The 23750-nt window shown below is 66.1% G+C and carries 32 protein-coding genes; 13 read left to right on the top strand and 19 right to left on the bottom strand.

Translation table 11 applies throughout. The features are described from left to right. Positions 1–5 precede the first annotated feature (5 nt). Both DBV10_RS17915 and DBV10_RS17910 read left to right on the top strand, forming a co-directional pair. A complete protein-coding gene (locus tag DBV10_RS17915; RefSeq protein WP_124514954.1) occupies positions 6–1208 on the top strand; it encodes a CaiB/BaiF CoA-transferase family protein in 1203 nt (400 codons plus the stop codon). A 31-nt stretch (positions 1209–1239) separates the two neighbouring features. Then, positions 1240–2214, top strand: a complete 975-nt coding sequence (locus DBV10_RS17910) for a tripartite tricarboxylate transporter substrate binding protein (protein ID WP_124514953.1) — start codon at positions 1240–1242, stop codon at positions 2212–2214. Positions 2215–2333: 119 nt separating this feature from the next. Here the strand turns inward: DBV10_RS17910 and DBV10_RS17905 are convergent, their stop codons facing one another. From DBV10_RS17905 to DBV10_RS17880, 5 genes are all read right to left on the bottom strand, one after another. Then, positions 2334–2603, bottom strand: a complete 270-nt coding sequence (locus DBV10_RS17905; RefSeq protein WP_124514952.1) for a hypothetical protein — start codon at positions 2601–2603, stop codon at positions 2334–2336. A 156-nt stretch (positions 2604–2759) separates the two neighbouring features. Next, a complete protein-coding gene (locus tag DBV10_RS17895) occupies positions 2760–2975 on the bottom strand; it encodes a hypothetical protein (RefSeq protein WP_124514951.1) in 216 nt (71 codons plus the stop codon). A gap of 3 nt (positions 2976–2978) precedes the next feature. After that, positions 2979–3914, bottom strand: coding sequence for an IclR family transcriptional regulator (locus DBV10_RS17890; protein WP_370451197.1), 936 nt, complete (start codon positions 3912–3914; stop codon positions 2979–2981). Between the two features lie 80 nt (positions 3915–3994). Further along, complete coding sequence (locus tag DBV10_RS17885) at positions 3995–4405, bottom strand: PaaI family thioesterase (protein ID WP_124514950.1); 411 nt, start codon at positions 4403–4405, stop codon at positions 3995–3997. 212 nt (positions 4406–4617) lie between these two features. Further along, positions 4618–5508 carry a LysR family transcriptional regulator gene (locus tag DBV10_RS17880; RefSeq protein WP_370451196.1) on the bottom strand — a complete coding sequence of 297 codons (891 nt, stop codon included), beginning with the start codon at positions 5506–5508 and terminating at the stop codon, positions 4618–4620. 138 nt (positions 5509–5646) lie between these two features. Between DBV10_RS17880 and gstA the strand changes: the two genes are divergently transcribed. After that, positions 5647–6255: a glutathione transferase GstA gene (gene gstA, locus DBV10_RS17875; protein WP_124514982.1), complete on the top strand. Its 609-nt coding sequence runs from the start codon at positions 5647–5649 to the stop codon at positions 6253–6255. Beyond that, entirely contained in the window at positions 6255–7040 is a 786-nt protein-coding gene (locus tag DBV10_RS17870; protein WP_124514949.1) for a glutathione S-transferase family protein, read from the top strand. Before gstA ends, DBV10_RS17870 begins: the two co-directional genes overlap by 1 nt. On the opposite strand, the gene DBV10_RS17865 is transcribed toward DBV10_RS17870, so the two are convergent. The 3 genes from DBV10_RS17865 to DBV10_RS17855 all read right to left on the bottom strand — a co-directional run bounded on the left by DBV10_RS17865 (position 6998) and on the right by DBV10_RS17855 (position 8980). Further along, positions 6998–7534, bottom strand: coding sequence for a pseudouridine synthase (locus DBV10_RS17865; protein WP_124514948.1), 537 nt, complete (start codon positions 7532–7534; stop codon positions 6998–7000). The two genes, DBV10_RS17870 and DBV10_RS17865, sit on opposite strands and share 43 nt — an antisense overlap. A 102-nt stretch (positions 7535–7636) precedes the next feature. Beyond that, complete coding sequence (locus tag DBV10_RS17860; RefSeq protein WP_233589974.1) at positions 7637–8548, bottom strand: M23 family metallopeptidase; 912 nt, start codon at positions 8546–8548, stop codon at positions 7637–7639. A 183-nt stretch (positions 8549–8731) separates the two neighbouring features. Continuing rightward, entirely contained in the window at positions 8732–8980 is a 249-nt protein-coding gene (locus tag DBV10_RS17855) for a hypothetical protein (RefSeq protein WP_124514947.1), read from the bottom strand. Between the two features lie 207 nt (positions 8981–9187). Here DBV10_RS17855 and DBV10_RS17850 point away from each other — a divergent pair, with 207 nt between their 5' ends. Next, positions 9188–9970, top strand: coding sequence for a transporter substrate-binding domain-containing protein (locus DBV10_RS17850; RefSeq protein ID WP_124514946.1), 783 nt, complete (start codon positions 9188–9190; stop codon positions 9968–9970). A gap of 21 nt (positions 9971–9991) precedes the next feature. Here the strand turns inward: DBV10_RS17850 and DBV10_RS17845 are convergent, their stop codons facing one another. Continuing rightward, positions 9992–10468: an SRPBCC family protein gene (locus tag DBV10_RS17845; protein ID WP_124514945.1), complete on the bottom strand. Its 477-nt coding sequence runs from the start codon at positions 10466–10468 to the stop codon at positions 9992–9994. Here DBV10_RS17845 and DBV10_RS22795 point away from each other — a divergent pair. Next, a complete protein-coding gene (locus tag DBV10_RS22795; RefSeq protein ID WP_158616828.1) occupies positions 10467–10625 on the top strand; it encodes a hypothetical protein in 159 nt (52 codons plus the stop codon). The genes DBV10_RS17845 and DBV10_RS22795 overlap by 2 nt on opposite strands. 18 nt (positions 10626–10643) lie before the next feature. On the opposite strand, the gene DBV10_RS17840 is transcribed toward DBV10_RS22795, so the two are convergent. From DBV10_RS17840 to DBV10_RS17810, 8 genes are all read right to left on the bottom strand, one after another. Beyond that, the gene (locus tag DBV10_RS17840; protein ID WP_124514944.1) at positions 10644–10961 is read right to left on the bottom strand and encodes a DUF2322 family protein; all 318 of its coding nucleotides are present in this window, start codon (positions 10959–10961) and stop codon (positions 10644–10646) included. A gap of 121 nt (positions 10962–11082) precedes the next feature. Further along, the gene (locus tag DBV10_RS17835) at positions 11083–11412 is read right to left on the bottom strand and encodes a hypothetical protein (protein WP_124514980.1); all 330 of its coding nucleotides are present in this window, start codon (positions 11410–11412) and stop codon (positions 11083–11085) included. 105 nt (positions 11413–11517) lie between these two features. After that, on the bottom strand, positions 11518–11820 hold the full coding sequence (locus tag DBV10_RS17830) for a putative quinol monooxygenase (protein WP_124514943.1): 303 nt from the start codon (positions 11818–11820) through the stop codon (positions 11518–11520). A gap of 77 nt (positions 11821–11897) precedes the next feature. Next, positions 11898–12026, bottom strand: coding sequence for a HepT-like ribonuclease domain-containing protein (locus tag DBV10_RS23405; RefSeq protein ID WP_199740165.1), 129 nt, complete (start codon positions 12024–12026; stop codon positions 11898–11900). An 86-nt stretch (positions 12027–12112) separates the two neighbouring features. After that, positions 12113–12253: a hypothetical protein gene (locus tag DBV10_RS23195; RefSeq protein ID WP_233589973.1), complete on the bottom strand. Its 141-nt coding sequence runs from the start codon at positions 12251–12253 to the stop codon at positions 12113–12115. 86 nt (positions 12254–12339) lie between these two features. After that, positions 12340–12549, bottom strand: coding sequence for a hypothetical protein (locus DBV10_RS17820; protein ID WP_124514942.1), 210 nt, complete (start codon positions 12547–12549; stop codon positions 12340–12342). Between the two features lie 38 nt (positions 12550–12587). Beyond that, entirely contained in the window at positions 12588–13049 is a 462-nt protein-coding gene (locus tag DBV10_RS17815) for a hypothetical protein (RefSeq protein ID WP_233589972.1), read from the bottom strand. A 254-nt stretch (positions 13050–13303) separates the two neighbouring features. Then, positions 13304–15115: a glutamine--tRNA ligase/YqeY domain fusion protein gene (locus tag DBV10_RS17810; protein ID WP_124514941.1), complete on the bottom strand. Its 1812-nt coding sequence runs from the start codon at positions 15113–15115 to the stop codon at positions 13304–13306. 172 nt (positions 15116–15287) lie between these two features. Here DBV10_RS17810 and DBV10_RS17805 point away from each other — a divergent pair, with 172 nt between their 5' ends. The 5 genes from DBV10_RS17805 to DBV10_RS17785 all read left to right on the top strand — a co-directional run bounded on the left by DBV10_RS17805 (position 15288) and on the right by DBV10_RS17785 (position 18425). Then, positions 15288–15620, top strand: coding sequence for a hypothetical protein (locus tag DBV10_RS17805; RefSeq protein ID WP_124514940.1), 333 nt, complete (start codon positions 15288–15290; stop codon positions 15618–15620). Positions 15621–15799: 179 nt separating this feature from the next. Continuing rightward, on the top strand, positions 15800–16282 hold the full coding sequence (gene aroQ / locus DBV10_RS17800; RefSeq protein WP_124514939.1) for a type II 3-dehydroquinate dehydratase: 483 nt from the start codon (positions 15800–15802) through the stop codon (positions 16280–16282). 37 nt (positions 16283–16319) lie between these two features. After that, complete coding sequence (gene arfB / locus DBV10_RS17795; protein WP_124514938.1) at positions 16320–16739, top strand: alternative ribosome rescue aminoacyl-tRNA hydrolase ArfB; 420 nt, start codon at positions 16320–16322, stop codon at positions 16737–16739. A gap of 122 nt (positions 16740–16861) precedes the next feature. Beyond that, the gene (locus DBV10_RS17790) at positions 16862–17704 is read left to right on the top strand and encodes a class III extradiol ring-cleavage dioxygenase (RefSeq protein ID WP_124514937.1); all 843 of its coding nucleotides are present in this window, start codon (positions 16862–16864) and stop codon (positions 17702–17704) included. Between the two features lie 49 nt (positions 17705–17753). After that, a complete protein-coding gene (locus DBV10_RS17785) occupies positions 17754–18425 on the top strand; it encodes an alpha/beta hydrolase (protein WP_124514936.1) in 672 nt (223 codons plus the stop codon). Positions 18426–18461: 36 nt separating this feature from the next. Here DBV10_RS17785 and DBV10_RS17780 read toward each other — a convergent pair whose 3' ends face one another. Then, on the bottom strand, positions 18462–18929 hold the full coding sequence (locus tag DBV10_RS17780; protein ID WP_124514935.1) for an Lrp/AsnC family transcriptional regulator: 468 nt from the start codon (positions 18927–18929) through the stop codon (positions 18462–18464). 143 nt (positions 18930–19072) lie between these two features. On the opposite strand from DBV10_RS17780, the gene DBV10_RS17775 reads away from it, so the two are divergent. Beyond that, the gene (locus tag DBV10_RS17775) at positions 19073–20350 is read left to right on the top strand and encodes a methionine gamma-lyase (RefSeq protein ID WP_124514934.1); all 1278 of its coding nucleotides are present in this window, start codon (positions 19073–19075) and stop codon (positions 20348–20350) included. Here the strand turns inward: DBV10_RS17775 and DBV10_RS17770 are convergent. Continuing rightward, positions 20289–20771 carry an Lrp/AsnC family transcriptional regulator gene (locus tag DBV10_RS17770; protein ID WP_124514933.1) on the bottom strand — a complete coding sequence of 161 codons (483 nt, stop codon included), beginning with the start codon at positions 20769–20771 and terminating at the stop codon, positions 20289–20291. The two genes, DBV10_RS17775 and DBV10_RS17770, sit on opposite strands and share 62 nt — an antisense overlap. Before the next feature lie 102 nt (positions 20772–20873). Between DBV10_RS17770 and mdeB the strand changes: the two genes are divergently transcribed. Next, positions 20874–23540, top strand: coding sequence for an alpha-ketoglutarate dehydrogenase (gene mdeB / locus DBV10_RS17765; RefSeq protein ID WP_124514932.1), 2667 nt, complete (start codon positions 20874–20876; stop codon positions 23538–23540). The last annotated feature ends 210 nt before the right edge of the window (positions 23541–23750 follow it).

Genomic DNA, 23750 nt, shown 5'->3' with positions numbered 1-23750 from the left:
AGCCCATGACAAGCTTCAGCGCCACGGCGCTGGAGGGCCTGCGGGTGGTGGACCTCACCCGCGTGCTCGCTGGCCCCCTTTGCACCCAGATGCTGTCTGACAACGGCGCCCTGGTGGTCAAGATCGAGCCGCCCGGGGGCGACGAGACGCGGCACCTGGGGCCGCCCTACGACGAGATGGGCCACTCCGCCTACTTTGCCGCGCTCAACCGGGGCAAGAAGGCCATCAGCCTGGACCTGAGCCAGCCCGAGGCGCAGGAGGTGCTGCACCGGCTGCTGCAGGACGCCGATGTGCTGGTCGAGAACTTCCTGCCCGGCACCATGGAGAAGTGGGGCCTGGGCTACGAAGAGGTGCTGGCCCGGCGCTACCCGCGCCTTGTCTACTGCGCCATTTCGGGCTTCGGCCGCGACGGCCCGCTCGGCGGCCTGCCGGGCTACGACGCGGTGCTGCAGGCGCAGTGTGGCCTCATGAGCATCAATGGCGAATCGGCCACCGGTGCCACCCGCATGGGCATCCCCATCGTGGACCACCTCACGGGCTATGTGGCGCTCACCGGCATCCTCATGGCCTTGTGCAGCCGGCACCTAAGCGGGGTGGGGCAGCGGGTGGAGGCCACGCTGTACGACACCGCGCTGAGCCTGCTGCTGCCCCATGCCTCGAACTGGTTTGTGTCCAAAAAGACGCCGGGACTGCTGGGCAGCGCGCACCCCAACATTGCGCCGTACGACAAGTTCCAGGCGCGTGATGGCCATGTGTTCATCGGCATCCTCAACGATGGCCAGTTCCGCCGGTTCAGCCAGCACATCGGGCATCCGGGCCTGCCGGACGACCCGAGGTTTCATGCCAACGCCGACCGCATCGCGCACCGCCAGGCGCTCAAGGACCTCATCGAGGCCGCCATCGCCGACGCAGACTGCGAGCCATTGTGCGAGGCGCTGATGCGTGTGGGCGTGCCCGCCGGGGTGGTGAACGACGTGCCGCAGGCGCTGGCCCAGGCGCACTGCGCGCACCGCCAGATGGTCATCCGGCAGGGCGCGTTCACGGCGCTGCGCGGTCCCGCGCGGCTGTACGGCACCCCGGCCCTGCCGGGAGCGCCGCCGCCAGTTTTCAGCCAACATGCCGATGAGGTGTTGGCCGATCTCGGATTCAATGACGCCCAGAGGCGCGACTTGTACAGCCGGGGTGTTGCCCGCACTCGCCCGCTCTGATTTGCAGATCACAAAAAGATAGGAGACAAGCATGCGAACCCTCGCTGCCATCATGACGGCTGCCGGTCTGTTTTCGACCGCTGCGGCCACCCACGCACAGGCCCAACTGCCCCCTTACCCCACCAAACCCATCCGGGTCATCGTGGCCTATGCGGCCGGGCAGGGCACCGATGTGGCGACCCGGCTTCTGGGCGAACAACTTTCCAGAGAGCTGGGCCAGCCCTTTGTCGTGGAGAACAAGGCCGGTGCCGGCGGCATCCTGGGGACCGAGCTGGCGGCACAGGCGGCCGGGGACGGCTACACACTGACGATGGGGACCAATGCGACCCATGTCCTGAACCAGTACCTCTATGCCAAGATGCCGTTCGATCCCGAGAAGGACTTCGAGCCCATTGCCATGGTCGGAACCTTCCCGATGGTGCTTGCTGCGGGCTCCGCCACCCCGTACCGTGCTGTGGGCGACGTGCTGGACGCCGTCAAACGCACGCCCGGGTCCAGCGATATCGCCATGCCCAGCACCTCGGCTCGCCTGGTGCTCGAATTCTTGAAAGAGCGTTCGGGGGCCCCGCTTTTCGGCATCCCGTACAAGGGCTCGGGCAGCGCCATGACCGATGTGCTCGGTGGCCAGCTCGCGGTGACGATCGACACCCCGTTGGCACTGCGCCCGCACCTGGCGGCGGGCAAGCTGCGTGCCATCGGCGTCACGTCGGCCACGCCCAGCAGCCTCGTGCCGGGCGTCAAGCCCGTGGCCGAACAAGGGTATCCCGGGTTTGAGTTCGTCGCCTGGAATGCGCTCTACGCCCCCAAGGGCACGCCCGCCGAAATCACCCGGGTGCTCAATGCGGCGGTGAACAAGGTGCTGGCCAAGCCCGAGGTGCGCCAGCGCCTGCTGGACCTGGGGTTTGAGCCCGCAGGGGGCAGCTCTGCATACCTGGGGGTTTTTGCCAAGAAGGAACGCCAGCGCTGGGCGCCCATCATCAAGGCGGCTGGTATCCGCGCGGACTGACGGACCGCCCTTCTCATAAGTTGGAGTGCGAAAGTTTTTATGCAATCAATACCCGTTCGGCCTGAGCCCTTGGACAAGCTCAGCGTGAACGGGTCTCTATTTTTGAATGCACCTCGGTATCAAGCGTCCGTTGCGCCCGTCGCGCACGTTTGGAAGGTGCCCGGGAAGAGATTCCCGGGCACTTCGATGGTGGCGGGCGCATAGCGCAACTGGGCGCGCATCAGCGGGGTGCCATCCGTCTGGCCACGCTCCTCGCTCCAGGCCTCGATGGCCACGCAGGCCTCCTGGTCGTTGCGGGACAGCAGGCGGCCCGTGAACGTGACACATTGCCCCAGCCGGGGCCGGGCCAGCAGCACCACATCGGACAGCCCCACTAAGAACCTGTTCAAGGTCTTTTCGGGGTCGCACAAGTCCCTTGCCGGGATGGGATGCTAGGCGCGGTGCGCAGTGGATAGCCCGGCNNAGGGTTGGAGTGAAATCGGGTGATTGGACGCCCCGGCTGCTTGCATGGGCACGAGCCCATGCGGCGCACCCGGAGCATCCACTCATCCCGATTGCACTCCAATGCGATCCCCGAAAAGACCTTGAACAGGTTCTAAGGCCACCGGCGCCGCAAAATGCTGGCCAGGCAGCACGGCACCCGCCAGGTCCATCTGGACCAGCAGCCAGCCCGTGGGCACCTGGCCGCTGGCGTCGATGTGGGCGGGCATGGTCATGGTCTTGAGCAGGGTCTGCGGAGCGGCCATGTGGGTTTCTGCCATGGCTCAGCTCCCTCCCAGCAGGCGCGACAGCTCGGCCGCCTCCCGCTGCATGACCTGCGCCAGTTGCTGCACCACGGCGGCCCCCATCTGGCTGCTGAGCCCCACCACCACCAGCGTGTGCACCAGCCGGCCGCCGGGCGCAAACACCGGCACGGCCACCACGGTGATGCCCGCCATGAAGTTGTCACGGTCCAGGCTCCAGCCGCGCGATCGGGTCAGCTCGACCTCCTTCTTCCAGGTGGTGTAGGTGGGGGCCTTGTCCCACACCACGTGGGCAAATTTCTCTTTCAGCACGGGCCAGGTTTCGCCGCTGTAGGCGGCGATCAGCCGCCCGGTGGCGCTGACCAGGGTCTCGAACTGGCTGCCCACATCGGTGTGCACGCGAAACGGCTGGCTGGAGCGCGACAGCGCCAGCACCATCACCGTCTGGCGCGCGGTGATCTCCACGCCCATGGCCGTCACGCCGAACTGCGCGGCCAGGCGGTCGAGCACCGGTTGCACCAGTTGCGTGAAGCCGCCACCCTCCAGCACGCTGCGCGCCAGGCTGATCATGCCGGTGCCCAGCGCATAGCGCTTGGTGGCGGGGTCGAGCGTGACCAGGTCTTCTGCCACCAGCACCCGCAGGATGTGCAGGCAGGTGCTGGGCACCAGGTGCAGCGCCTCGGCCACGGCTTTCAGTGTGAGCGGCTGTTTGTGTTCACCCAGCAGCCGCAGGATGGCGATGGAGCGCGTCACGGCAGGCACCGGCCGCACGCGCACCCCCTTGGCGGGCTTGGCATCGGCGGGCTGCGGGGCGGGCTTGGAGCGGGTGGCCATGTTGGAATTCTTGAGCTTCAAACCGGCAAGCGTAAACCCATTTGCGGCCGCGTCGGCCGCTGCGGTGGAGTGCGGTCGGGCGCCGAACAGGGCCATCAGGCTGTGGTGGGCGGGAATGTCCAAGGTGCGCTCCTTGTCTTCGTACAAAGAAGTTGCGGCTTCGGCGTGGCCGCTGGGGTGTGCGGGTCAGTGGCTGGCCGGTGTCATTTCAGGGTTTTCATGAGGGCGCTTGCCGTCAGCACCAGGCTCTCGCTCGTGCGCAACTCTCCGCGCATGAAGACCAGGCTGCCGGTGCGCTCGACCACCTCGGCTCGCGCCTCGACAAACTGGCCGGGCCGCACGGGGCTCACGAAGTGCGAGTCCATTTGCAGCGTGACGCAGGGGCTGCGTTCGCAGGCCTCCCATGCGATGGCGCTCAGGGCGTGGTCCATCAGGGTCATCAGCGCACCGCCATGGGCCGACCCGGCGGGGTTGAGGTGCTGAGGCGCCACTGCGAAGCCGTAGGCCCAGCCCCCATCCTCCCGCCTAGCCCACAAGGGGCCGGCGTGCTCAATGAAGCCGGTCAGGCTGCGCACCTTCCAGCCGGGGCCGGGAGGGGTTGGGGTATCAAGCATCGGGACTCCTCGCGCCTGCGGGGTTCGTGGCGCCTGGAGATAATTGTACTTTTGAAAATAAATTGTATTAGTACAACTAAATGAAGATCGAAACCGTTTGAACCCCACCACCCCCAAGAGCACGGGTGAGGAATCGCATGCGCGAGGGGGGGTGAACTAGTGGGGGCGCCGAATGCGGGGACGGTCGTGGTTCTGGGCTGCGCAACAGGCTTTCAGGGCAACTGCACGGCGTCTGCCAGATGCCCATACACCGCCGCGATGCGCCGCAGGTGCCGTGACTCCGGGTGCGTGAGCAGCCACAGCTCGTTGTCGCATTCGGCCAGCGATCCGGTGAGCGGGCGCAGGTCACTGCGGCCCTGGGCCAGAAAGGTCGGCAGCACGCCCACGCCTGCACCCCGGGCCACCAGCTCCATGACCGTGAGCAGGCTGTTCACGCGGTAGGTGGGCTGGGCTTTGGGGTACTGCTTCTTGCGCCAGCGCACCGAGGGGTGGTCGGGCATGGAGTCGTCGGGCGCGACCCAGGCCGCGTGGCCTGCCTGCACATCGGACAAGGCCAGCATGCTGGTGTGGGCGGTATAGAGCGCCGAGCGGATCGTGCCCAGTTGCCGCCCCACCAGGTGCTGCGGCGGGCGCTTGGTGGCGCGCACGGCGATGTCGGTGTCGCGCCGCGTCAGGCTCACGAGTTCATTGCCCGCGTGCAGCTCGTACATCAGGGCGGGGTGGCGGGGCTGCAGCACCTGCAGGGCCGGGGCGATGAGGCCGTGCAGGATGGTGTCGGTGGTGGAGATGCGCACGGTGCCCGTGATCTGTTCGGGCTGTGCCTGCGCGGCGCTGCGGGCGGCCTCCAGCGCCGCCTCCACGCGCTCTGCCTGCTCTGCCAGGGCCAGCGCGGTCTCCGAGGCGCGGTAGCCCGCGCGCGAGCGCTCGAACAGCGGCTGCCCCAGCCCCCGCTCGATGCGCTGGATGGCGCGGAACACGGTGGAGGCGTCCACCCCCAGCCGCTCGCCGGCCGCAGCCAGCGTGCCCGTGCGCACCATGGCCAGCAGCACCTCCAGCTCGGAAGCGCCCAGGCGGTATTGCGTTGGTGCAATCAATGATTTCATGGCTGCGAATTTTGTTTGCGTTGGCGCAATCATAAATTCTGCCTGTCGCCCCTGCCGACCCCTGCCAGGCCATGTGCATCCGTGTGCATCCGGGTGATGTCCTTCCCGTTCCTTTTCACAGAAAGCCCCGCCATCATGATGAAGCTCTACTACGCCCCCGGTGCCTGCTCGCTCGCCGTCCACATCGCCCTGCGCGAGGTGGGTGCCACCTTCGACCTGGTCAAGGTGGACCTGGCGCGCCACACCACCGAGACCGGTGCCAACTTCCTCGACATTTCGCCACGCGGCTATGTGCCCCTGCTGGAACTGGCGGACCAGTCGCGCCACACCGAAGGCGCGGCGCTGTTGCAGTACGTGGCCGACCTGGACCCGGCGCAGGTGCTGATCGGCCCCCCCGGCTCGCGTCGGCGCCTGGCGGTATTGCAATGGCTCACCTTCATCAGCACCGAGCTGCACAAGGGCTTCAGCCCCTGGCTGTGGCACAAGGAGACGGCCGACTCCACGCGCCAGGCCGTGAAGACCAAGCTGGCCACGCGGTTGGCGGAGCTGGACGCGGTGCTCTCGCGCAGCGAGTTCCTGGCGGGCGACTACAGCGTGGCCGATGGGTATGGCTTCACCATCGTCAACTGGTCGAACCTGCTGGGCATTCCGCTCACCGCCTACCCGCATCTGCAGGCCTGGATGGCGCGCGTGGCGGCCCGCCCGCAGGTGCAGGCCGCGCTGCGTGCCGAGGGGCTGGTGTCGTGATGGCGGCCGGGGCGGCAGAAGCTGCCGGCATCGGGGCCTCTGCGTTCACGCTGGTGTCGCATGCGCTGTGCCCCTATGTGCAGCGCGTGGCCATCGCGCTGCATGAAAAAGGCCTCGCGTTTGAGCGCCGCACCATCGACCTGGCCCACAAGCCCGACTGGTTCCTGGCCCTCTCGCCGCTGGGCAAAACGCCCGTGCTGCAGGTGCGGGGCCACAGCCTGTTCGAGTCGGCTGTGATCTGTGAATACCTGGACGAGATCGCCATGCCAGCGCTGCACCCACAGGACCCCTTGCAGCGTGCCCGTCACCGTGCGTGGATGGAGTTCGGCTCCACCGTGCTCAACGGCATTGGCGCGTTTTATGCCGCACCCGATGAGGCCCTGCTGCAAGCCCGCGCGCAGGCGTTGCGCAGCCGTTGGGTGCAGCTCGAAGAAGCGCTGGGCGAGTTCAGCGGGGCGGGGCCTTACTTTGCCGGGCCGGACTTCGGCATGGTGGACGTGGTGTTTGGCCCGGTGTTCCGTTACTTCGATGTCATCGACACCCTGCCGGGCATGGCGGACCTGGGGCTTTGGCGTGACGTGCCGCGTGTGCTGCACTGGCGTGCTGCGCTGGCGCGGCGGGCCTCGGTGCAGCAGGCCGTGCGGGCGGACTATGCCGAGGGGTTGCACGCGTTTTTGCTGGCGCGTGGATCGGCGCTGTCCCGGCGCATGGGGGCGGGGGCCGTGTACCGAACGGCGCCGCCTCAATCGGCCCAGGTGCCCGGCGCCAGCCCGTCCAGCGTGTAGGGCCCGATGGCCGCGCGGATGAGCCGCAGCGTGGGGTGGCCCACGGCGGCCGTCATGCGGCGCACCTGGCGGTTGCGGCCCTCGCGGATGACGAGCTCGACCCAGGCCGTGGGGATGGCCTTGCGCTCGCGGATGGGCGGGTTGCGCGGCCACACCGCCGGCGCAGGCGTGAGCAGGCGTGCGCGGGCAGGCAGCGTGGGGCCGTCGTTCAGCAGCACGCCGCTGCGCAGCGCGGCCAGCGCGGCCTCCTCCGGGATGCCCTCCACCTGCACCCAGTAGGTTTTCTCCATCTTGAAGCGCGGGTCGGCAATGCGGGCCTGCAGCTGGCCATCGTTGGTGAGCAGCAGCAGGCCTTCGCTGTCCGCATCCAGCCGCCCGGCCACGTACACGCCGGGCAGGTCGATGTAGTCCTTCAGGCCCTGCCACTTGCCCTCGGCGGTGAACTGGCTCAGCACGCCATAGGGTTTGTTGAAGCGGATCAGGCGCGAAGTCATGCGGTGGGCAGAAGAGGGTGATTGGAGGGAAAAGTGCCTGTAGCGCTTGATGGATGAGCGGTATCAGCTATTGAAATGATAGTGACTGAGCTTGGGTCGCCTTCACGCCGGGATGAACAGTGCCGGGTCCACCATGGTGCGGTTGAGCATCACGCCCCAGTGCAGGTGCGGCCCCGTCACGCGGCCGGTGGCGCCCACCTTGCAGAATGCTTCGCCCGCCTTCACCACATCGCCCACCCGCACGTCCATGCTGCTCAGGTGGCAGTACATGGTGAGCAGCCCCTGGCCGTGGTCCAGCCACACCGTGCCGCCGTTGAAAAAGTAGTCGCCCATGTCAATCACCTGGCCCGCCAGCGGCGCCACGATGGGCGTGCCCGTGGCCGCCGCGATGTCCATGCCGCTGTGCGGATTGCGCGGCTGGCCGTTGAACACGCGGCGCAGGCCGAACGAGCTGGAGCGCCGCCCCGGCACCGGCACGCGCATGCGCAGCGAGGCCGGCGCCTGGCCCGCAGGTGGCGTGGTGAAGGTGGTCATCACCCCGGCCTGGTGGTCGCGCTCGCGTTCGTAGCGCGCCTGGTCTTCGGGCGAGAGGTCCACGGTGCGTGGCGACACCTGCAGGTGCTGCTCCTTGTACTGCTTGCGCGCCACGGTGTAGGGCAGCTGCCGCAGGCCACTGCCATCGGCCTGCGCCACGCTGATATGGGCATCGCCCAGCGGCGCCGCCAGCGCAATGCCCAGCACCGCCGTCCACTCGCTGGCATCTCCCACCACCAGCAGCGGCACATCCACCTCAGCCTGGCGCACCTGGGCCTGGGGCCGCGTGGCTGCAGGGCCCAGCGACAGCCGCGCCACGCCGCCTGGCACCTGCAATGCGTGGGGCCACACCGTGGGTGTGGCGGGAGGTGCCGTCGACGCTGTGGGCGCGGTGGATGGGGGCTTGGCATGCAGCAGCCCGGTGGCGGGCAGCGCCAGCAGGCCGCCGGTGCGGATCAACAGGTGGCGGCGGCTGCACAAAGGCTGCGGATGTGGGGGGGAGGAGAAAGGCTCGGACACAGGGCGCGGTGGAAACAAAGGGATGGCGAGGAGCAGGGCAGGGCAAGGCCTGCCATTGTGCCGCCGCTGGCAGCGGCCTTCGCCTGCGGCGCCCCGTGGAGGTGGCCCACCCGGCCGTGGGGCCGGTGAGCGGGGTGCCGTGGTTCAGTGCGTCACAAACTCATACGCCACGGACTCGCTCTCAACCATGTCCAGCACGTCATTGAGTTCGTCTTCACTCTCGGTGCTGCTCCACATGTCTTCGGGGTCGGCGGCAAACAAGGGCTCGATGGCGATGTCCAGGAACTTGCCCTCGGACATCTGGATCACGGGCGTGCCTTCCGAGGTCTCGACCAGTTCCCAGTCATCGGGCACCGACATTTCGAGCTGGATGGTGACATTGAGTTTTTTCATGGTGTGTATTCCTTCTTTCCTTGGGTGATCGATCAAACCGTGCAGGGTAACCCAGCGAGGGGCCTGTGGATGGTGGCACCGGCATTTGACGCCTGTGCGGCACGGTGGTTGCTTGTGGCTGGGGTATTCTTTTCCTGCGTCCTTGGGCTGTGGTGCATGCCGCGCCGCCGCCTAAACCGCATCACCCCCCTCCTGGAGCGTTTCGACATGATCACAAAAAAATCCCTCACCCTGGTCGCTGTGGCCCTGGTCGCCAGTTTGTCCTTCAGCCAGGCCGCGCAGGCCGGCCCCCGGCTCGACAAGATCATGGAGGCCAAGGTCATCCGCGTGGGCACGCCCGGCGACTACCGTCCATTTGCCATCAAGACCGACGCAGGCTACAGCGGCCACGACATCGACGTGATCGAAACCATGGCCAAGGAGCTGGGTGTGAAGATCGAATACGTGCCCACCACCTGGCCCAACCTGGTGAAGGACCTGCAGGGCGACAAGTTCGATGTGGCCGTGGGCGGCATCACCCGCAACGTCAACCGCATGCGCATTTTTGACATGCTGCCCGGCTACGCCCCGTTCGGCAAAGTGGCCCTGGTGCGCGCGGCCGACAAGGCCAAATACACCAGCGTGGACGCGATGAACCAGTCCGCCGTGCGCGTCATCAAGAACCCTGGCGGCACCAACGAAACCTATGTGCTGGCCAACCTCAAAACCGCCCAGGTCAGCACCCACGACAAGAACGCCGAGATCCCCGCACTGATCGCCGAGGGCAAGGGCGACGTGATGATCACCGAAACCTATGAAGCCCTGCACTACGCCAAGGCCGACCCGCGTCTGCATGCCGCGTTTGTGGATGCACCGCTCACGCCCAAGAACTACCTGGGCTTCATGCTGCCCACCGACGACGCCGACTATGTGCGCGTGATGGGCTTTGTGTGGGGCCTGGTGGACAGCCGGGGCACCATCAAGCAAGCGGCAGACAAGTGGTTGAAGTGACAGGTTTGAAGTGAACAGGCCCTAGTTGCCCGGAATCTCCGGCTCCACCAGCAGCGCCAGCAACTGCAGCGACTCCTGCCAGCCCAGGTAGCACATCTCGGTGGGGATCACGGCCGGGATGCCCGCCTGCACGATGGACACCTCGGTGCCCGTGATTACCTTCTTTAACTGAATGGTAGTGCGCATCTCGCCGGGCAGGTTCGGGTCGTCAAACCGGTCGGTGTGCACGATGCGCTCGCCCGGCACCAGTTCCACATACTCGCCGCCAAATGCGTGCGTGCCGCCGCTGCTCAGGTTGGTGAACTGCATGCGGTAGCTGCCGCCCACGCGTGCGTCCAGGCTGAGCACTCGGCCGGTAAAACCATGGGGTGGAAGCCATTTGCACATGGCATCGGCATCCAGAAACGCGCGGTAGATGCGCTCGGCCGGGGCGCGCAGCACGCGGTGCAGGGTGACGGTGCCGGTGTTTGTGGCTGCGGTGGGGGCGGTGCTTGTCATGAACGGTCTCCTTGTCGGTAACTGCAATGGCTACATGCAGGGTGGCGGGAAGGTGAACACCGGCTTGCCGCGCAAGGTGTGCACCAGCCTGCGACGAACGGACCGGCCTATTTTCGACAAAGCGCCGCCGGCCGCAGCGTTTTCTTTTTCTTCTTGAAGCGGCGGGGCCGGGGGCTCAGGCCGCCACGGCCTGCGCGCAGAAGCTCTCGTGGCCCGCTGCCCAGGCCAGCAAGCGGTCGATGTTGGGGTGCTTGCCGGGGAAGGCCCGCGCATCGGCCGTGTGCTCGGCATACCACTCCAGGCCCAGGCTGGCTGCGGCGGGGGTGATGGTGCCGCCGTACAGCGCCGCCAGCGCGGCATACACCACCAGCGACCCGGCCTGGCCGGGCTTGTTTTCGATGGTGGCCAGCACCTGGCCATCGGCGCCCAGCAGCTGCAGCGCGGCCAGGTGGGCGGTGGAGGGGAGTTGCCGGAGGCGGTCTGCGAAGTTCATGGTACGGGAAGGGTTTAGAGGGAAAAAGGCCGCTGGCGCTGTATGGGTATGCGCGAGAAGCTATGAAAAAATGAGTAACTCCGAATGGTAAGGGAAGCGCGCCTTCGTGGCCGCGATGCCGTCACGCCTGCCACACGCCAAATCCCGCCGAGCGCAGGTCGATGCCGATCTCGATCTCCCGGTCCACCGCCTCCTCGTAGCCCATGGGGTTGAAGCCTTCATACAGATCGGGCAACAGGCGCAGGCCATATTGCGTCACAAACCGGTTGGCCTGGATACCCGCCTTGTGCTTGTCGAACCGCACATCCGGGTCCAGCCCCGTCATGCCCACGTAGACGCAGGGCTTGCCCTCGACGTAGCCCGGGTTGTTCTTGCGAAAGCGCGGCTCCAGCAGCACGTCTTTGGAGAGCTCAATCACATAGACATGATGGTGGGGCTTGCGGCGGCGCATGGTGGGGATGGGGCTGTGCGCCATGCGCGCCCCTGGGGGAAATGGACAGCGTGCAAAAAGACGGACAGACGGACCGACGGCTGGCAGCGCCGCCACCGCCGCCCTTCAGGATTTCATGTGCAAAGCCACCTCGCCCGACCAGGGTTCGGTGAGCCCGCGGCCACCGCCCAGGTCTTCCAGCAAGGGGCGCAACTTGTCCAGATTGGCAATCATCGCGGGGCGTGCGTTTGCCATCGCCTCCAGGCTGTCCCACTCACCGACGACAACAAAGCTGCGCTCGCCCGAACGGATCAGCCAGAAGTTGCGCCCCCCTGGCATGGAGCGGATGTCCATCTCCTGGTGCAGGCGGACATAGTCCTCCTCTTTGCCCGGTTTCACACGCATGTGCACGACGTTCATTGCGGTCATGGCCCACTCCTTGTGATGGTGGTCGGGCCATGCTAGCACTGCGCCCTCACCGTGCACAGTGCATTTGCTGCCAGGCGCTAGCCAAGTTCGTCGAGAAGAGTATGCACAGCATCCCGCAGCGCGGGCAGTGCGGTTTGAGTGATGCTCCACACCGTGCTGACATTGACGGTTGCGTAACCGTGGATGAGCTGGTTGCGGAACGCCACGATCTGCGTCAGGTCAGGAATGCGGGCTGCTACGGCTGTGTCCGGTTTGGTTGGCTGACTGAGCGTGCTTTGCCTGTGATTTCAAACTAGCGCCCCACAGCCGCCTGGGCCATCAGGTTGCTTGCGTAGGCCACTGCGTCCATGCCCGTGGTGAACGACTGGATAGCCAGCGCCGCCTCGCGCACGTCCCACAAAAAGGCACGCGGGTCACGCTGCAAAAACAGCAACGCGGTGGCGGTTGATGCTGTCCGGCACGTAGGGGTTGCGTGCGGCACCGGGCTCCACCTGGTCCACGCCCCTAGCTGGGCCGCCCTCAATCCTTGAGGCTCACCCCCAGGGTTTCCAGCTTTTTTGCATACGAGTCCCTGCGTTTTACGGCCTTTGCAGCCGTTTCCGTGGCGGCTTGGGCTGCCTTGGGGCCCTTGTTCGCAGCAGCTTGGATCAATCCGAGCTTGTGAGCGGCATCTGCCTGCGCCCGCTTGAAAGTGGCGATGAGCTCAGCATGGGCAACGGGTGAATTCACAGGGACTCCCATATCTATATCTATCAGCGTCACCACCCTTAAAGTGTGACGTTGGTGCGAAGCAAGGCTGTTCTCAATTCGCGAGTGGCAGGTTTTGAAATATCAACCTTTTGAACAGCCAGGTCGAACGGTGAGCCCGGCCTGATGCTGGTTGGCAGTATCTTTTTGGCTGGATTCTTGGCGGGGTACGTGCCCTGACCTGGACACATGCGAACGGAAAACCCGAATTCTTCGAGCGCCCCTTTGGCATACAACTCTGCCAATTGTTGAAACGTCACGAAGGTTGAACGTTTAACGTCTTTGAGTCCTGGCTGGCTGATGTCACGAACGATCTCGAATTTACCAAGTGAATCTCGCTGTGTATCGGTAAACGGATGCAGTAAGAAAGTCTGACGGACTCCATTCTTTTTGGACACCAGGGTGTGCTCGACGGCGATATCGGTTAGCAGCATATTGTTTTTTCCTCGCTTTTCAAGCTGCAGCTTACACAGCAGCAGCATTTGCCATTCCACCCAAAGTCGCAGACCGTGTTTTCAAACCAAGCCACTGGGGAGCTGAAGCCCCTTGAAATACGAAGTGCTTGAAATGGGAAAACCCCACCTGGAGGGCGGGGGCTTTAACTGAACGACAGCAAATGACAGATCCATATTGCACTGTGACAGACCGCTTCGGGTGGCGAAAGCTGTCATCAGTCCAAAAGAAAAGGGCCAGCAAATATAAAAATCTGCTGGCCTTCTTTTCAATCAAGAGGTAATCACTTCCCCCACGAATCCTTCAACCCCACCGCCAAGTTGAACACCGGCTTCCCCGCCGCGTGGTCCACCCGGTCCGCCACAAAGTACCCGTGCCGTTCAAACTGGAACTTCTGATCCGGCGCGGCATTGGCCAGTGACGGCTCCACGATGGCGGTCACCACCTTCAGGCTGTTCGGGTTCAGGCTTTCAATGAAGTCCTTGCCGCCCGCGTCGGGGTGTGCATCGAGGAACAGGCGGTCGTACATGCGCACTTCGGCGTTCACACCGTCGGCCACGCCCACCCAGGTGATGGCGGCCTTGACCTTCACGCTGTCGGCGCCGGGGGTGCCGCTCTTGGTGTCGGGCACCACGGTGGCCAGCACCTCGGTGATGGTTCCCGCCGCGTCTTTGGTGCAGCCGGTGCATTCGATGACGTAGCCGCCCTTCAGGCGCACCTTGTTGCCCGGGAACAGGCGCTTGTAGCCCTTGGGGGGCACTTCTTCAAAGTCTTCGCGTTCGATCCAGACTGCCTTGCCGATGGTGAAGTGGCGCACGGGGCTTTCCACCCCTTCTGGTGGGTGGGGCAGGGCGGGCAGGCTGCAGGGCTCCAGGTGGCCTGCGCCCATCACGTCGTCCCAGTTGGTCAGCACCAGCTTGACGGGGTTGAGCACGGCCATGCCACGGTGGGCCTTCAATTCCAGGTCTTCGCGCAGGCAGCCTTCCAGGGTGCTGTAGTCGATCCAGCTGTCGGACTTGGTCACGCCGATGCGGTCGGCAAACACCTGCAGCGCTGCGGGGGTGTAGCCCCGGCGGCGCAGACCGACGATGGTGGGCATGCGGGGGTCGTCCCAGCCGCTCACCTTGTGGTCGTACACGAGCTGGGCGAGCTTGCGCTTACTGGTGATGACGTAGGTGAGGTTCAGGCGGGCGAATTCGTATTGGCGGGGGGCGGGGCCGGCCAGCAGGCCACCTTCGGTCAGGCGCTCCAGCAGCCAGTCGTAGAAGGGGCGCTGGTCTTCAAACTCCAGCGTGCACAGGCTGTGGGTGATCTGTTCCAGCGCGTCCTCGATGGGGTGCGCAAAGGTGTACATGGGGTAGATGCACCAGGTGTCGCCCGTGTGGTGGTGGGTGGCGCGGCGGATGCGGTAGATGGCCGGGTCGCGCATGTTGATGTTGGGGCTGGCCATGTCGATCTTGGCGCGCAGCACCATGGAGCCATCCTCATGCTCGCCGTCACGCATCTCGCGGAAGATGCGCAGGTTCTCCTCGGGCGTGCGGGTGCGGAAGGGGCTGTCCACGCCGGGCTTGGTGAAGTCGCCCCGGTTGGCGCGCATCTGCTCGGTGGTCTGCTCGTCCACATAGGCGTGGCCGGATTCGATCAGGTACTCGGCCGCGCGGTACATGAAGCCGAAGTAGTCGCTGGCCTGGTAGGGGGCGGCGTCGGGCGCGCCGTTCCAGTCAAAGCCCAGCCATTTCACCGCGTCGATGATGCTGTTGACGTATTCGGTGTCTTCTTTTTCGGGGTTGGTGTCGTCAAAGCGCAGGTGGCAGATGCCGCCGTAGTCGCGCGCCAGGCCGAAGTTGATGCAGATGCTCTTGGCGTGGCCGATGTGCAGGTAGCCATTGGGCTCGGGCGGGAAGCGGGTGCGGACCTTGGCGGGGTCGGGCTGGCCGGCCGCGTGGTGGGCGGCGTCGCCAGGGGTGCCGGCCCAGCGGCGGGCGGCGTAGGTGCCCTTGTCCAGGTCATGCTCGATGATCTGGCGCAAAAAGTTGCTGGTCTTGACGGTTTCAGGGGCCACTGCGGCTGTATTGGCGGGGGAGGGGGTGCTCATCCAGCCATTTTAGGCGGCCGTTTCGTGACGCTTTGCGCATTAAAACAAGCGCGTGTACGTTCAGACACAACGTAAAGACGCTTTTGTGCCATCCTTTTGGCTACTTGGTGCGTTGTGTACCGGTGAGGCGGGTCGCGTCTGGCGGGCTGTCCTCATTCACAAGGAGATTTCCATGACGAAAACCCGTTCTGTTTCTGCTGCGGCCGCTGTGGCGGGTGTGGCGCTGGCCCTGGTGGCCGGTGCCGGCTCCGCCCAGGCCCGCGATGTCAATTGGTCGGTGGGCATCGGCGTGCCCGGCGTGGTGGTGGGGGCCAGCAATGGCTACTACGCGCCCGCTCCGGTGTATGTGGCGCCGCCCCCACCGGTGTATTACGCACCACCCCGCCCTGTGTATTACAACGCGCCCCCGGTGTACTACACGCCACCCCCCCCGGTGTACTACGGCGGCTATGGTTACGGCTATGGCCATCGCCACCATCACCACGGCCGCCACTGGGACCGCTGAGCGGTTCTGGCGGTGGGGCCTTCCCCACCTCTTGGGCGCCAGTCGCTCACAGGCAGCGTTGCACAGGCTGCCTTTTTACAGCGGTCCCCCGGGGCCGCTTTTTTCGTGGGGCTTGCCGAACGGGGCACCGCATAATCCCGCACTCTGGCCTGCCAGCGTGGCAGGCGCCTAGCCCGGAGATGCAGTCTGTGAGTAAAAAAACCGTTTTTGTCCTGAATGGCCCCAACCTGAACCTGCTGGGCACCCGCGAGCCCGCTGTGTATGGCGCCGCCACGCTGGCCGATGTGGAAAAGCTCTGTGCCGATGCCTGCCAGCGCCACGGTTTTGCGCTGCGCTTTCACCAAAGCAACCACGAAGGCGCGCTGGTGGACTGGATCCACGAAGCAGGCCGCCTGCACGCGGCGGGCGAGCAGGTGGGCGTGGTCATCAACGCCGGGGCCTACACCCACACCAGCATTGCGCTGCACGACGCCACCAAGGGCACGGGCATCACGCTGATCGAGCTGCACATCAGCAATGTGCATGCGCGCGAGGCGTTCCGTCACCATTCCTATATGGCCGCCGCCGCCAGGGCCGTGATGTGCGGCTTTGGCGTACTGGGCTATGGCCTTGCGATTGACGGCCTGGCCCAGTTGCTGGCCCAGCAGCAGGCCGCGGCCTGATTGCCGGGCGTGCGGGGCCGACCCTGATCCTGATGTGATGGCCTTGCCGCCTTTGCCCTTGGTGGTGCCTGAAGACGAGGTGGAGATCACCGCCATGCGCGCCCAGGGCGCGGGTGGGCAGAACGTCAACAAGGTCTCCAGTGCCGTGCATCTGCGTTTTGACGTGGCGGCCTCGTCGCTGCCCGAGGGCGTGAAGGAGCGCCTGCTGGCCCTGCGTGACACCCGCATCACACAAGAGGGCGTGGTCGTCATCAAGGCCCAGCAGTACCGCAGCCAGGAGCAAAACCGTGCCGACGCGCTGGAACGCCTGAACGCGCTGGTCAACACCGTGGCCGTGCCGCCGCGCGTGCGCCGTGCCACCAAGCCCACCTATGGCTCGCAGCAGCGGCGCCTTGAGGGCAAGGCCCAGCGTGGGGTGACGAAGGCGCTGCGGGGCCGGGTGCGCGACGGTTCCTGATACCCGCCGCCGTGCCGCACCGGCCGGATTGGCACCACCCATGGAACAATCTGTCTGCACCGCAGGGCTTGGTGCGGGCGCCCATCGGTCCTACAGTCATGGCATTCACGGATGAAACTGCCATGACCGCCTTTGCCCAGCCTTCCCCCAGCGTTCCGCCCACGGCTCCAGCCACCGTTCCGGCCCTGTTTGTCTCGCACGGCGCACCGCTGTTTGCACTGGATGCCGGCACCACCGGCCCTGCGCTCACCCAGTGGGGCGAAGCGCTCAAGGGGCAGTACCCTGGCCTGCGCGGGGTGGTGGTGATGTCGCCGCACTGGATGGCGCGCTCGGCCCAGGTCATGACCGGGCCGCAGCCTGCCACCTGGCACGACTTTGGCGGGTTTCCGCCCGCGCTGTACCAGCTGCAATACCCTGCCCCGGGCTCGCCCGCGCTGGCGCAAGAGGTGCTGGGCCTGCTGCAGGCCGCTGGCGTGGCCGCGCAAGGCGATGCCGCACGCCCCTTTGACCACGGTGCCTGGGTTCCGCTGATGCATTTGTTCCCCGAGGCCGACGTGCCCGTGGTGCAGGTGGCCCTGCCCGTGGGCGCAGGCCCGGCCGAGGTGTATGCGCTGGGCGCCGCCTTGCGCAGCCTGCGCAGCCAGGGCGTGCTGGTGGTGGGTTCGGGCAGCATGACGCACAACCTGGCCGAGTTTTTTGGCGGTGCGCGCGAGCCCGCGCCCTATGTGCTGGAGTTCAGCCGCTGGATCGAAGCGGCGCTGGCGCGGGGCGACCTGGCCGCGCTGCTCAACTACCGCAGCCAGGCGCCGCATGCGCGCCGCGCGCACCCCACCGAAGACCACTTTTTGCCCATCTTCTTCGCGCTGGGCGCGGCGGGCGACGACCTGCACGCAAACTACTTGAGCCGCGAGGTGATGTACAGCATGCTGTCGATGGATGCGTTTGCCTTGCAGCCCGTGCACTGACCCGCCGGGCGCATATCCCTCTATCCAAACCTGCCACAGGCGCTTGTCTATGCTCAATCTACCGCTCACCTTTTTGCAGCGTCCCGCTGCCGCCACCACGCCCCGCCCCTGGCTGCTGGTGCTGATGCATGGCGTGGGCAGCAACGAGCAGGATTTGTTCAGCCTGTCACCCCAGATCCCCGAGCGCTTTCATGTGCTGAGCCTGCGCGCGCCGTTTCGCATGGGGCCGGGTTCGCACGCGTGGTTTGACTTCTCTATCGAGCCGGGCGGCGAGCGCACCATCAACGAACAGCAAGAGGCCCAAAGCCGTGCCCTGGTGGCCCAGGCGGTCGAATCGGCCGCCGAGCAACTGGGCATTCCGCCCGAGCGCGTGGTGGTGGGCGGCTTCAGCCAGGGCGGCATCATGGCGCTGTCGCTGCTGCTGACCCAACCTGCGCTGATGCAGGCCGGCCTGGTGTGGCACAGCCGATTGTTGCCCCAGGTGGTGCCGCTCACGGCGCCGGCCGATGCGCTGCGCGGCAAGCAGCTGTGGCTGAGCCATGGCACGCACGACAACGTGATCCCCCTGGCCAATGCCCAGGCCATTGCGCACCACATGGCACCCCTGCCGGTAACGGTGGCGTACCACGAGTTCCCCAGCGCCCACGAGATCCGGCCGTCCGAATTGGCGGCCACGGTGACCTGGCTGGAGTCGCTGTCCACCAAGCCCACCGCCTTTTGAATCAACGCCCTGCCGCCCGGGGCACTGGCGGCCGGATTACACCGGCAGCGCCATGGTGCGCTTCACTTCCTTGAGCGAAAAGCTCGTCGAGATCTCGCGCACGCCCGGCAGGCTGCGCACATGGGTGCGCACGTAGTCGGCAAACGATTCCAGGTCGGCCGCCACCACCTCCAACTGGTAGTCGTAGCGGCCCGAGAGGTTGTGGCACGACAGCACCTGGGGCATGGCCAACACCTCGCGCTCCAGGGCTGAGGTGGTGTCGGCCTGGTGGTCGTGCAGCGCCAGTTGCACAAAGCCCAGCACGCCCCAGCCCACGCGCTGGCGGTGCAGGTGGGCGTGGTAGCCGGCAATCACCCCGGCCTCTTCCAGTGCCCGCACGCGCCGCCAGCAGGGCGAGGTGGACAGCGACACCGCCTCGGCCAGGTCGCCCACGGTGGCGCGGCCATCGCGCTGCAGGGCGTTGAGCAAGGTGCGGTCCACGGGGTCGAGCGGGTAGGGGTGCATGGTGGTTTGTGATGGTTTGGGTAAATTTTGCCCTTTGATTGGATTTTTAGGGCAAAAAAGGCGAAATTTTGCCTGTCGATGGGCTCAAGAATCTCTGCATCCGACCCCCATCCCGTCTGTGGTCGGCCCACCAGGAGACAAGCATGACCCGCACCACCGACCGCAGCACAGCCACCGGCTTCAGCACCCGCGCCATCCACCACGGCTACAACCCCGCCGACCACCAGGGCGCGCTGGTGCCGCCCATCCACACCTCGGCCACCTATGCCTTCCCGGACGTGGCCTACGGCGCGCGCTGCTTTGCGGGCCAGGCGTCAGGCTACTTCTACACCCGCATCGCCAACCCCACGCTGGCGCTGCTCGAAGGGCGGCTGGCGGCGCTGGAAGAGGGCGCAGGCGCCGTGGTGTTTGGCTCGGGCATGGGCGCCATCACCGCCACACTGTGGTCCATGCTGGAGCCGGGCGACGAGATCCTGGCAGACCTCACGCTCTACGGCTGCACCTTCTCGTTCTTGCACCATGGCCTGGGCCGCTTTGGCGTGACGGTGCGCCATGTGGACATGACCGACCCCGCCCTCGTGGCCGAGGCGCTGACCGCCAAGACCCGGGTGCTCTACCTCGAAACCCCCGCCAACCCCAACATGCGCCTGGTGGACATTGCCGCCGTGTCGGCCCTGGCCCATGCCCAGGGCGCGAAGGTGGTGGTGGACAACACCTACTGCACGCCCTACCTGCAGCAGCCGCTGCTACTGGGCGCCGATGTGAGCGTGCACTCCATGACCAAGTACCTGGGCGGCCATGGCGACCTGACCGCAGGTGCTGCCGTGTTTGCTGATGCCGAACTGGCCCAGCGCGTGCGCCTGTACGGCCTGAAAGACATGACCGGCGCCGTGATGTCGGCACAAGACGCCCACCTGGTGATGCGTGGCCTGAAAACCCTGGCCCTGCGCATGGACCGCCACTGTCAGAGCGCCCAGAAGGTGGCCGAGTTCATCGCCGCCCACCCGGCTGCGGCGGCCGTGCACTACCCCGGCCTGTCCAGCTTTGCGCAGCACGCGCTGGCAAAGCAGCAGATGCGCCAGATGGGCGGGATGATTGCCTTTGAGCTGCGCGGCGGCCTGCAGGCGGGCGTGCGCTTCATGGACGCGCTGCAGCTCGTCACCCGCGCCGTGAGCCTGGGCGATGCCGAAACCCTGGCCCAGCACCCGGCCAGCATGACGCATTCCACCTACACGCCTGAGCAGCGTGCCGCCCACGGCATTGCCGAGGGGCTGGTGCGCTTGTCTGTGGGGCTGGAGGATGTGGAGGACATCCTGGCCGACATCGGCCAGGCGCTGGACCTGGTGCAGGCGCTGGGCTTCAAGGCCGAGCTGGCACCGGCGATGGCAACGGCAGCGCCGTTTTGTAGCGCACCTGCTTGAGCGCGAAACTGGAGCGGATCTTTTCCAGCCCCGGAATCGGCGTGAGCCGCTCCAGGATGAACCGCTCCAGCGCCGCGATGTCGGGCAGCGCCACGCGGATGAGGTAGTCGGAGTCGCCGCTCATCAGGTAGCACTCCATCACCTCATCCTGCTCGGCAATGCGCCGCTCGAAGTCGGCCAGCGCCTCCTTGTTTTGCGTTTTCAGGCTGATGCTGATGAACACATTCAGCCCCAGGCCCAGCGCGGCTGCGTTGGCCAGGGCCACATAGCGGGCAATCACGCCTGCGGCCTCCAGCGCTTTCACCCGCGCCAGGCAGGGCGAGGGCGACAGGTGCACGCGCCGCGCCAGTTCCACATTGGAGAGCGCGCCGTCGGCCTGCAGTTCGGCCAGTATGCGCAGATCGGTGGTGTCCAGCTTCATGTGCTTCATTTGCCTGATAGATCGGCATATTGTGCTTTTAAAGGCGCTGGGCTGGCCTGTTTCAGCATCACATTTTTTGCAAATCCTTCTAGAGTGTGCTTTATGAACGCCCCACTGCCCCCCCACCTGCTCAGCCCCCAGGACACCCTGGCCGACATCGACCCCCAGGAGACCGCCGAATGGCGCGACGCCTTCCTGGCCTTGGTCGCCACCGAAGGCCCCGAGCGAGCGCGCTTTGTGCTGCAGGAGTTGGTGCGCTTGGCCCGGGCCCAGCGCGTGGGCTGGCAGCCGCAGCTCAACACGCCCTATGTGAACACGGTGGCCGCGCAGGCGCAGCCGGCCTTCCCGGGCGACCTGGCGGTCGAGGAGCGCCTGGCCTCGCTGATGCGCTGGAACGCGCTGGCCATGGTGGTGCGCGCCAACCAGGCCTATGGCGAGTTGGGCGGCCACATCGCCAGCTATGCCAGCGCGGCCGATCTGTTCGAGACCGGGTTCAACCACTTCTTCCACGCCCGTGAGGGCACGGCGCCGGGCCAGCACCGGGGCGACCTGGTGTTCTTCCAGCCGCACAGCGCGCCGGGCGTGTATGCGCGGGCCTTCCTCGAAGGGCGCCTGTCCGAGCACGACCTGCAGCATTACCGGCAGGAGATCGCGGCGCCCGGTGTGGGCGCGCAGGGGCTGTCGAGCTACCCGCACCCTTGGCTGATGCCGGACTTCTGGCAGTTCCCCACCGGCTCCATGGGCATCGGCCCCATCAGCAGCATCTACCACGCGCGCTTCATGCGCTACCTCACGCACCGCAACCTGCTCGATTGCACCCAGCGCAAGGTGTGGGGCGTGTTTGGCGATGGCGAGATGGACGAGCCCGAATCCATGAGTGCCCTGACCCTGGCCGCGCGCGAAGGCCTGGACAACCTGGTCTGGGTGGTCAACTGCAACCTGCAGCGCCTGGACGGCCCGGTGCGCGGCAACGGCCGCATCATCGACGAGCTGGAGCGGCTGTTTGCGGGCGCGGGCTGGAACGTGGTCAAGCTGGTCTGGGGCAGCGACTGGGACGGCCTGTTTGCCCGCGACCTCACCGGCGCGCTGGTACGTACCCTTGAAGGCACGGTCGATGGTCAGATGCAGACCTTTGCCGCCAAGGACGGCCGCTTCAACCGCGACAACTTCTTCGGCCAGAACCCCGAACTGGCCGCGCTGGCCCAGGGCATGACGGATGAGCAGATCGATCGCTTGAAGCGCGGAGGGCATGACCTGGTGAAGATCCACGCCGCCTACGCGGCAGCTGCCGCCCACAAGGGCCAGCCCACGGTGATCCTGGCGCACACCAAGAAGGGCTACGGCATGGGGACGGCCGGCCAGGGCAAGATGACCACGCACAGCCAGAAGAAACTGGACGACACCGATCTCATCGAATTCCGCAACCGCTTCAACCTGCCGCTGACCGACGCGCAGGCCACGGGCCTTGCCTTCTACAAACCGGCCGAAGACAGTCCCGAAATGCAGTACCTGCGCGCACGCCGCGCCGCCCTGGGCGGCCCCCTGCCGCGCCGCGAAACCGCCTGCGACAGGGTGCCCGTGCCCGCCATCGCGCAGTACGCCCAGTTTGCGCTGCAGGCCGACGGCAAGGAGATGAGCACCACCATGGCCTTTGTGCGCATGCTGGGCACGCTCTTGAAGGACGCCCAGCTCGGCCCGCGCATCGTGCCCATCGTGGCCGACGAGGCGCGCACCTTCGGCATGGCCAATTTGTTCAAGCAGGTCGGCATCTACAGCAGCGTAGGCCAGCGCTATGCGCCCGAGGACATCGGCTCGGTGCTGAGCTACCGTGAGGCGCTCGATGGGCAGATCCTCGAAGAAGGCATCAGCGAAGCAGGGGCGATTGCGAGCTGGACGGCGGCCGCCACCAGCTACAGCGTGCACGGCCTGGCCATGCTGCCGTTCTACATCTACTACTCGATGTTCGGCTTTCAGCGCGTGGGCGACGCCATCTGGGCGGCTGCCGACCAGCGGGCTCGCGGCTTCTTGCTGGGAGCCACCTCGGGCCGCACCACGCTGGGCGGCGAGGGCCTGCAGCACCAGGACGGCACCAGCCACCTCGTGGCCGCCACCATCCCCAACTGCAAGGCCTACGACCCCGCCTACGCGGGCGAGCTGGCCGTCATCGTCGACGCCGGCATGCGTGAGATGGTGACCGAGCAGCGCGACGTTTTCTACTACGTCACGCTGATGAACGAAAACTACGCCCAGCCCGATCTGCCCGAAGGCGCCGCAGAAGGCGTATTGCGTGGTTGCTATGTTTTCAGGAGCTATCAGGGCAATGTGGATGCGCGCAAGGGCCTGATTTCTTCTCAAAATTCCGTCACCCTGATGGGTTCCGGCGCCATCCTGACCGAAGTGGTCAAGGCCGCAGAACAACTCGCCAGCGAAGGCGTGGATGTGACCGTGCTCAGCGTCACCAGCTGGAGCGAACTGGCCCGCGACGGCGTGGCCTGCGAACAGCGCACGCTGGCGGGTGAAGAAGGGGTTGAGCCCGGCACCCCCTGGCTTGCCGCACAACTGGCCGCCACCCGCGGGCCCGTGGTGGCCGCCACCGACTACGTGCGCGCCGTGCCCGAGACAGTGCGCGCTTTCATCCCCGAAGGGCGCAAGTACGTGACCCTGGGGACGGACGGCTTTGGCCGCAGCGATACGCGCGCGGCGCTGCGGCAGTTCTTCGGGGTGGATGCGGCGCACGTTGCGCACGTGGCGCGCCAGTTGCTGCGCTGATGGGGCAAAAAAAGGGGCTGGTGTCAGCAGCCCCTTTTCAGTCGATTGCGCGCAATCCCCTGTCAGGGGAGCTTGACGGCTGCCACCGCGTGCGCAGTAGAAACAAACAAGGTGGTGCCCCGCACGGCGATGCCTGTGGGTTCATCGATGAGGCCGGGCAGATCGCCGGCCGCAAACCCTTTGCCCCAGGGTTGTTAGCGCCAGTGCAAT

The organism is Acidovorax sp. FJL06 (assembly GCF_003852545.1).
Lineage (GTDB): Bacteria > Pseudomonadota > Gammaproteobacteria > Burkholderiales > Burkholderiaceae_C > Acidovorax.
Note: the sequence above shows the minus strand (reverse complement) of the source record. Positions and strands in the feature narration are given on the sequence as shown.

Bases quoted from the DNA above. Each gene is read 5' to 3' on its own strand.
- DBV10_RS17915 (WP_124514954.1), top strand. From the start codon at position 6: ATGACAAGCTTCAGCGCCACGGCGCTGGAGGGCCTGCGGGTGGTGGAC.
- DBV10_RS17910 (WP_124514953.1), top strand. From the start codon at position 1,240: ATGCGAACCCTCGCTGCCATCATGACGGCTGCCGGTCTGTTTTCGACC.
- DBV10_RS17895 (WP_124514951.1), bottom strand. From the start codon at position 2,975: ATGGCAGAAACCCACATGGCCGCTCCGCAGACCCTGCTCAAGACCATG.
- DBV10_RS17885 (WP_124514950.1), bottom strand. From the start codon at position 4,405: ATGCTTGATACCCCAACCCCTCCCGGCCCCGGCTGGAAGGTGCGCAGC.
- DBV10_RS17880 (WP_370451196.1), bottom strand. From the start codon at position 5,508: ATGAAATCATTGATTGCACCAACGCAATACCGCCTGGGCGCTTCCGAG.
- gstA (WP_124514982.1), top strand. From the start codon at position 5,647: ATGAAGCTCTACTACGCCCCCGGTGCCTGCTCGCTCGCCGTCCACATC.
- DBV10_RS17870 (WP_124514949.1), top strand. From the start codon at position 6,255: ATGGCGGCCGGGGCGGCAGAAGCTGCCGGCATCGGGGCCTCTGCGTTC.
- DBV10_RS17865 (WP_124514948.1), bottom strand. From the start codon at position 7,534: ATGACTTCGCGCCTGATCCGCTTCAACAAACCCTATGGCGTGCTGAGC.
- DBV10_RS17855 (WP_124514947.1), bottom strand. From the start codon at position 8,980: ATGAAAAAACTCAATGTCACCATCCAGCTCGAAATGTCGGTGCCCGAT.
- DBV10_RS17850 (WP_124514946.1), top strand. From the start codon at position 9,188: ATGATCACAAAAAAATCCCTCACCCTGGTCGCTGTGGCCCTGGTCGCC.
- DBV10_RS22795 (WP_158616828.1), top strand. From the start codon at position 10,467: ATGAACGGTCTCCTTGTCGGTAACTGCAATGGCTACATGCAGGGTGGC.
- DBV10_RS17845 (WP_124514945.1), bottom strand. From the start codon at position 10,468: ATGACAAGCACCGCCCCCACCGCAGCCACAAACACCGGCACCGTCACC.
- DBV10_RS17840 (WP_124514944.1), bottom strand. From the start codon at position 10,961: ATGAACTTCGCAGACCGCCTCCGGCAACTCCCCTCCACCGCCCACCTG.
- DBV10_RS17835 (WP_124514980.1), bottom strand. From the start codon at position 11,412: ATGCGCCGCCGCAAGCCCCACCATCATGTCTATGTGATTGAGCTCTCC.
- DBV10_RS17830 (WP_124514943.1), bottom strand. From the start codon at position 11,820: ATGACCGCAATGAACGTCGTGCACATGCGTGTGAAACCGGGCAAAGAG.
- DBV10_RS17815 (WP_233589972.1), bottom strand. From the start codon at position 13,049: ATGCTGCTGCTGTGTAAGCTGCAGCTTGAAAAGCGAGGAAAAAACAAT.
- DBV10_RS17810 (WP_124514941.1), bottom strand. From the start codon at position 15,115: ATGAGCACCCCCTCCCCCGCCAATACAGCCGCAGTGGCCCCTGAAACC.
- DBV10_RS17805 (WP_124514940.1), top strand. From the start codon at position 15,288: ATGACGAAAACCCGTTCTGTTTCTGCTGCGGCCGCTGTGGCGGGTGTG.
- aroQ (WP_124514939.1), top strand. From the start codon at position 15,800: ATGCAGTCTGTGAGTAAAAAAACCGTTTTTGTCCTGAATGGCCCCAAC.
- arfB (WP_124514938.1), top strand. From the start codon at position 16,320: ATGGCCTTGCCGCCTTTGCCCTTGGTGGTGCCTGAAGACGAGGTGGAG.
- DBV10_RS17790 (WP_124514937.1), top strand. From the start codon at position 16,862: ATGACCGCCTTTGCCCAGCCTTCCCCCAGCGTTCCGCCCACGGCTCCA.
- DBV10_RS17785 (WP_124514936.1), top strand. From the start codon at position 17,754: ATGCTCAATCTACCGCTCACCTTTTTGCAGCGTCCCGCTGCCGCCACC.
- DBV10_RS17780 (WP_124514935.1), bottom strand. From the start codon at position 18,929: ATGCACCCCTACCCGCTCGACCCCGTGGACCGCACCTTGCTCAACGCC.
- DBV10_RS17775 (WP_124514934.1), top strand. From the start codon at position 19,073: ATGACCCGCACCACCGACCGCAGCACAGCCACCGGCTTCAGCACCCGC.
- DBV10_RS17770 (WP_124514933.1), bottom strand. From the start codon at position 20,771: ATGAAGCTGGACACCACCGATCTGCGCATACTGGCCGAACTGCAGGCC.
- mdeB (WP_124514932.1), top strand. From the start codon at position 20,874: ATGAACGCCCCACTGCCCCCCCACCTGCTCAGCCCCCAGGACACCCTG.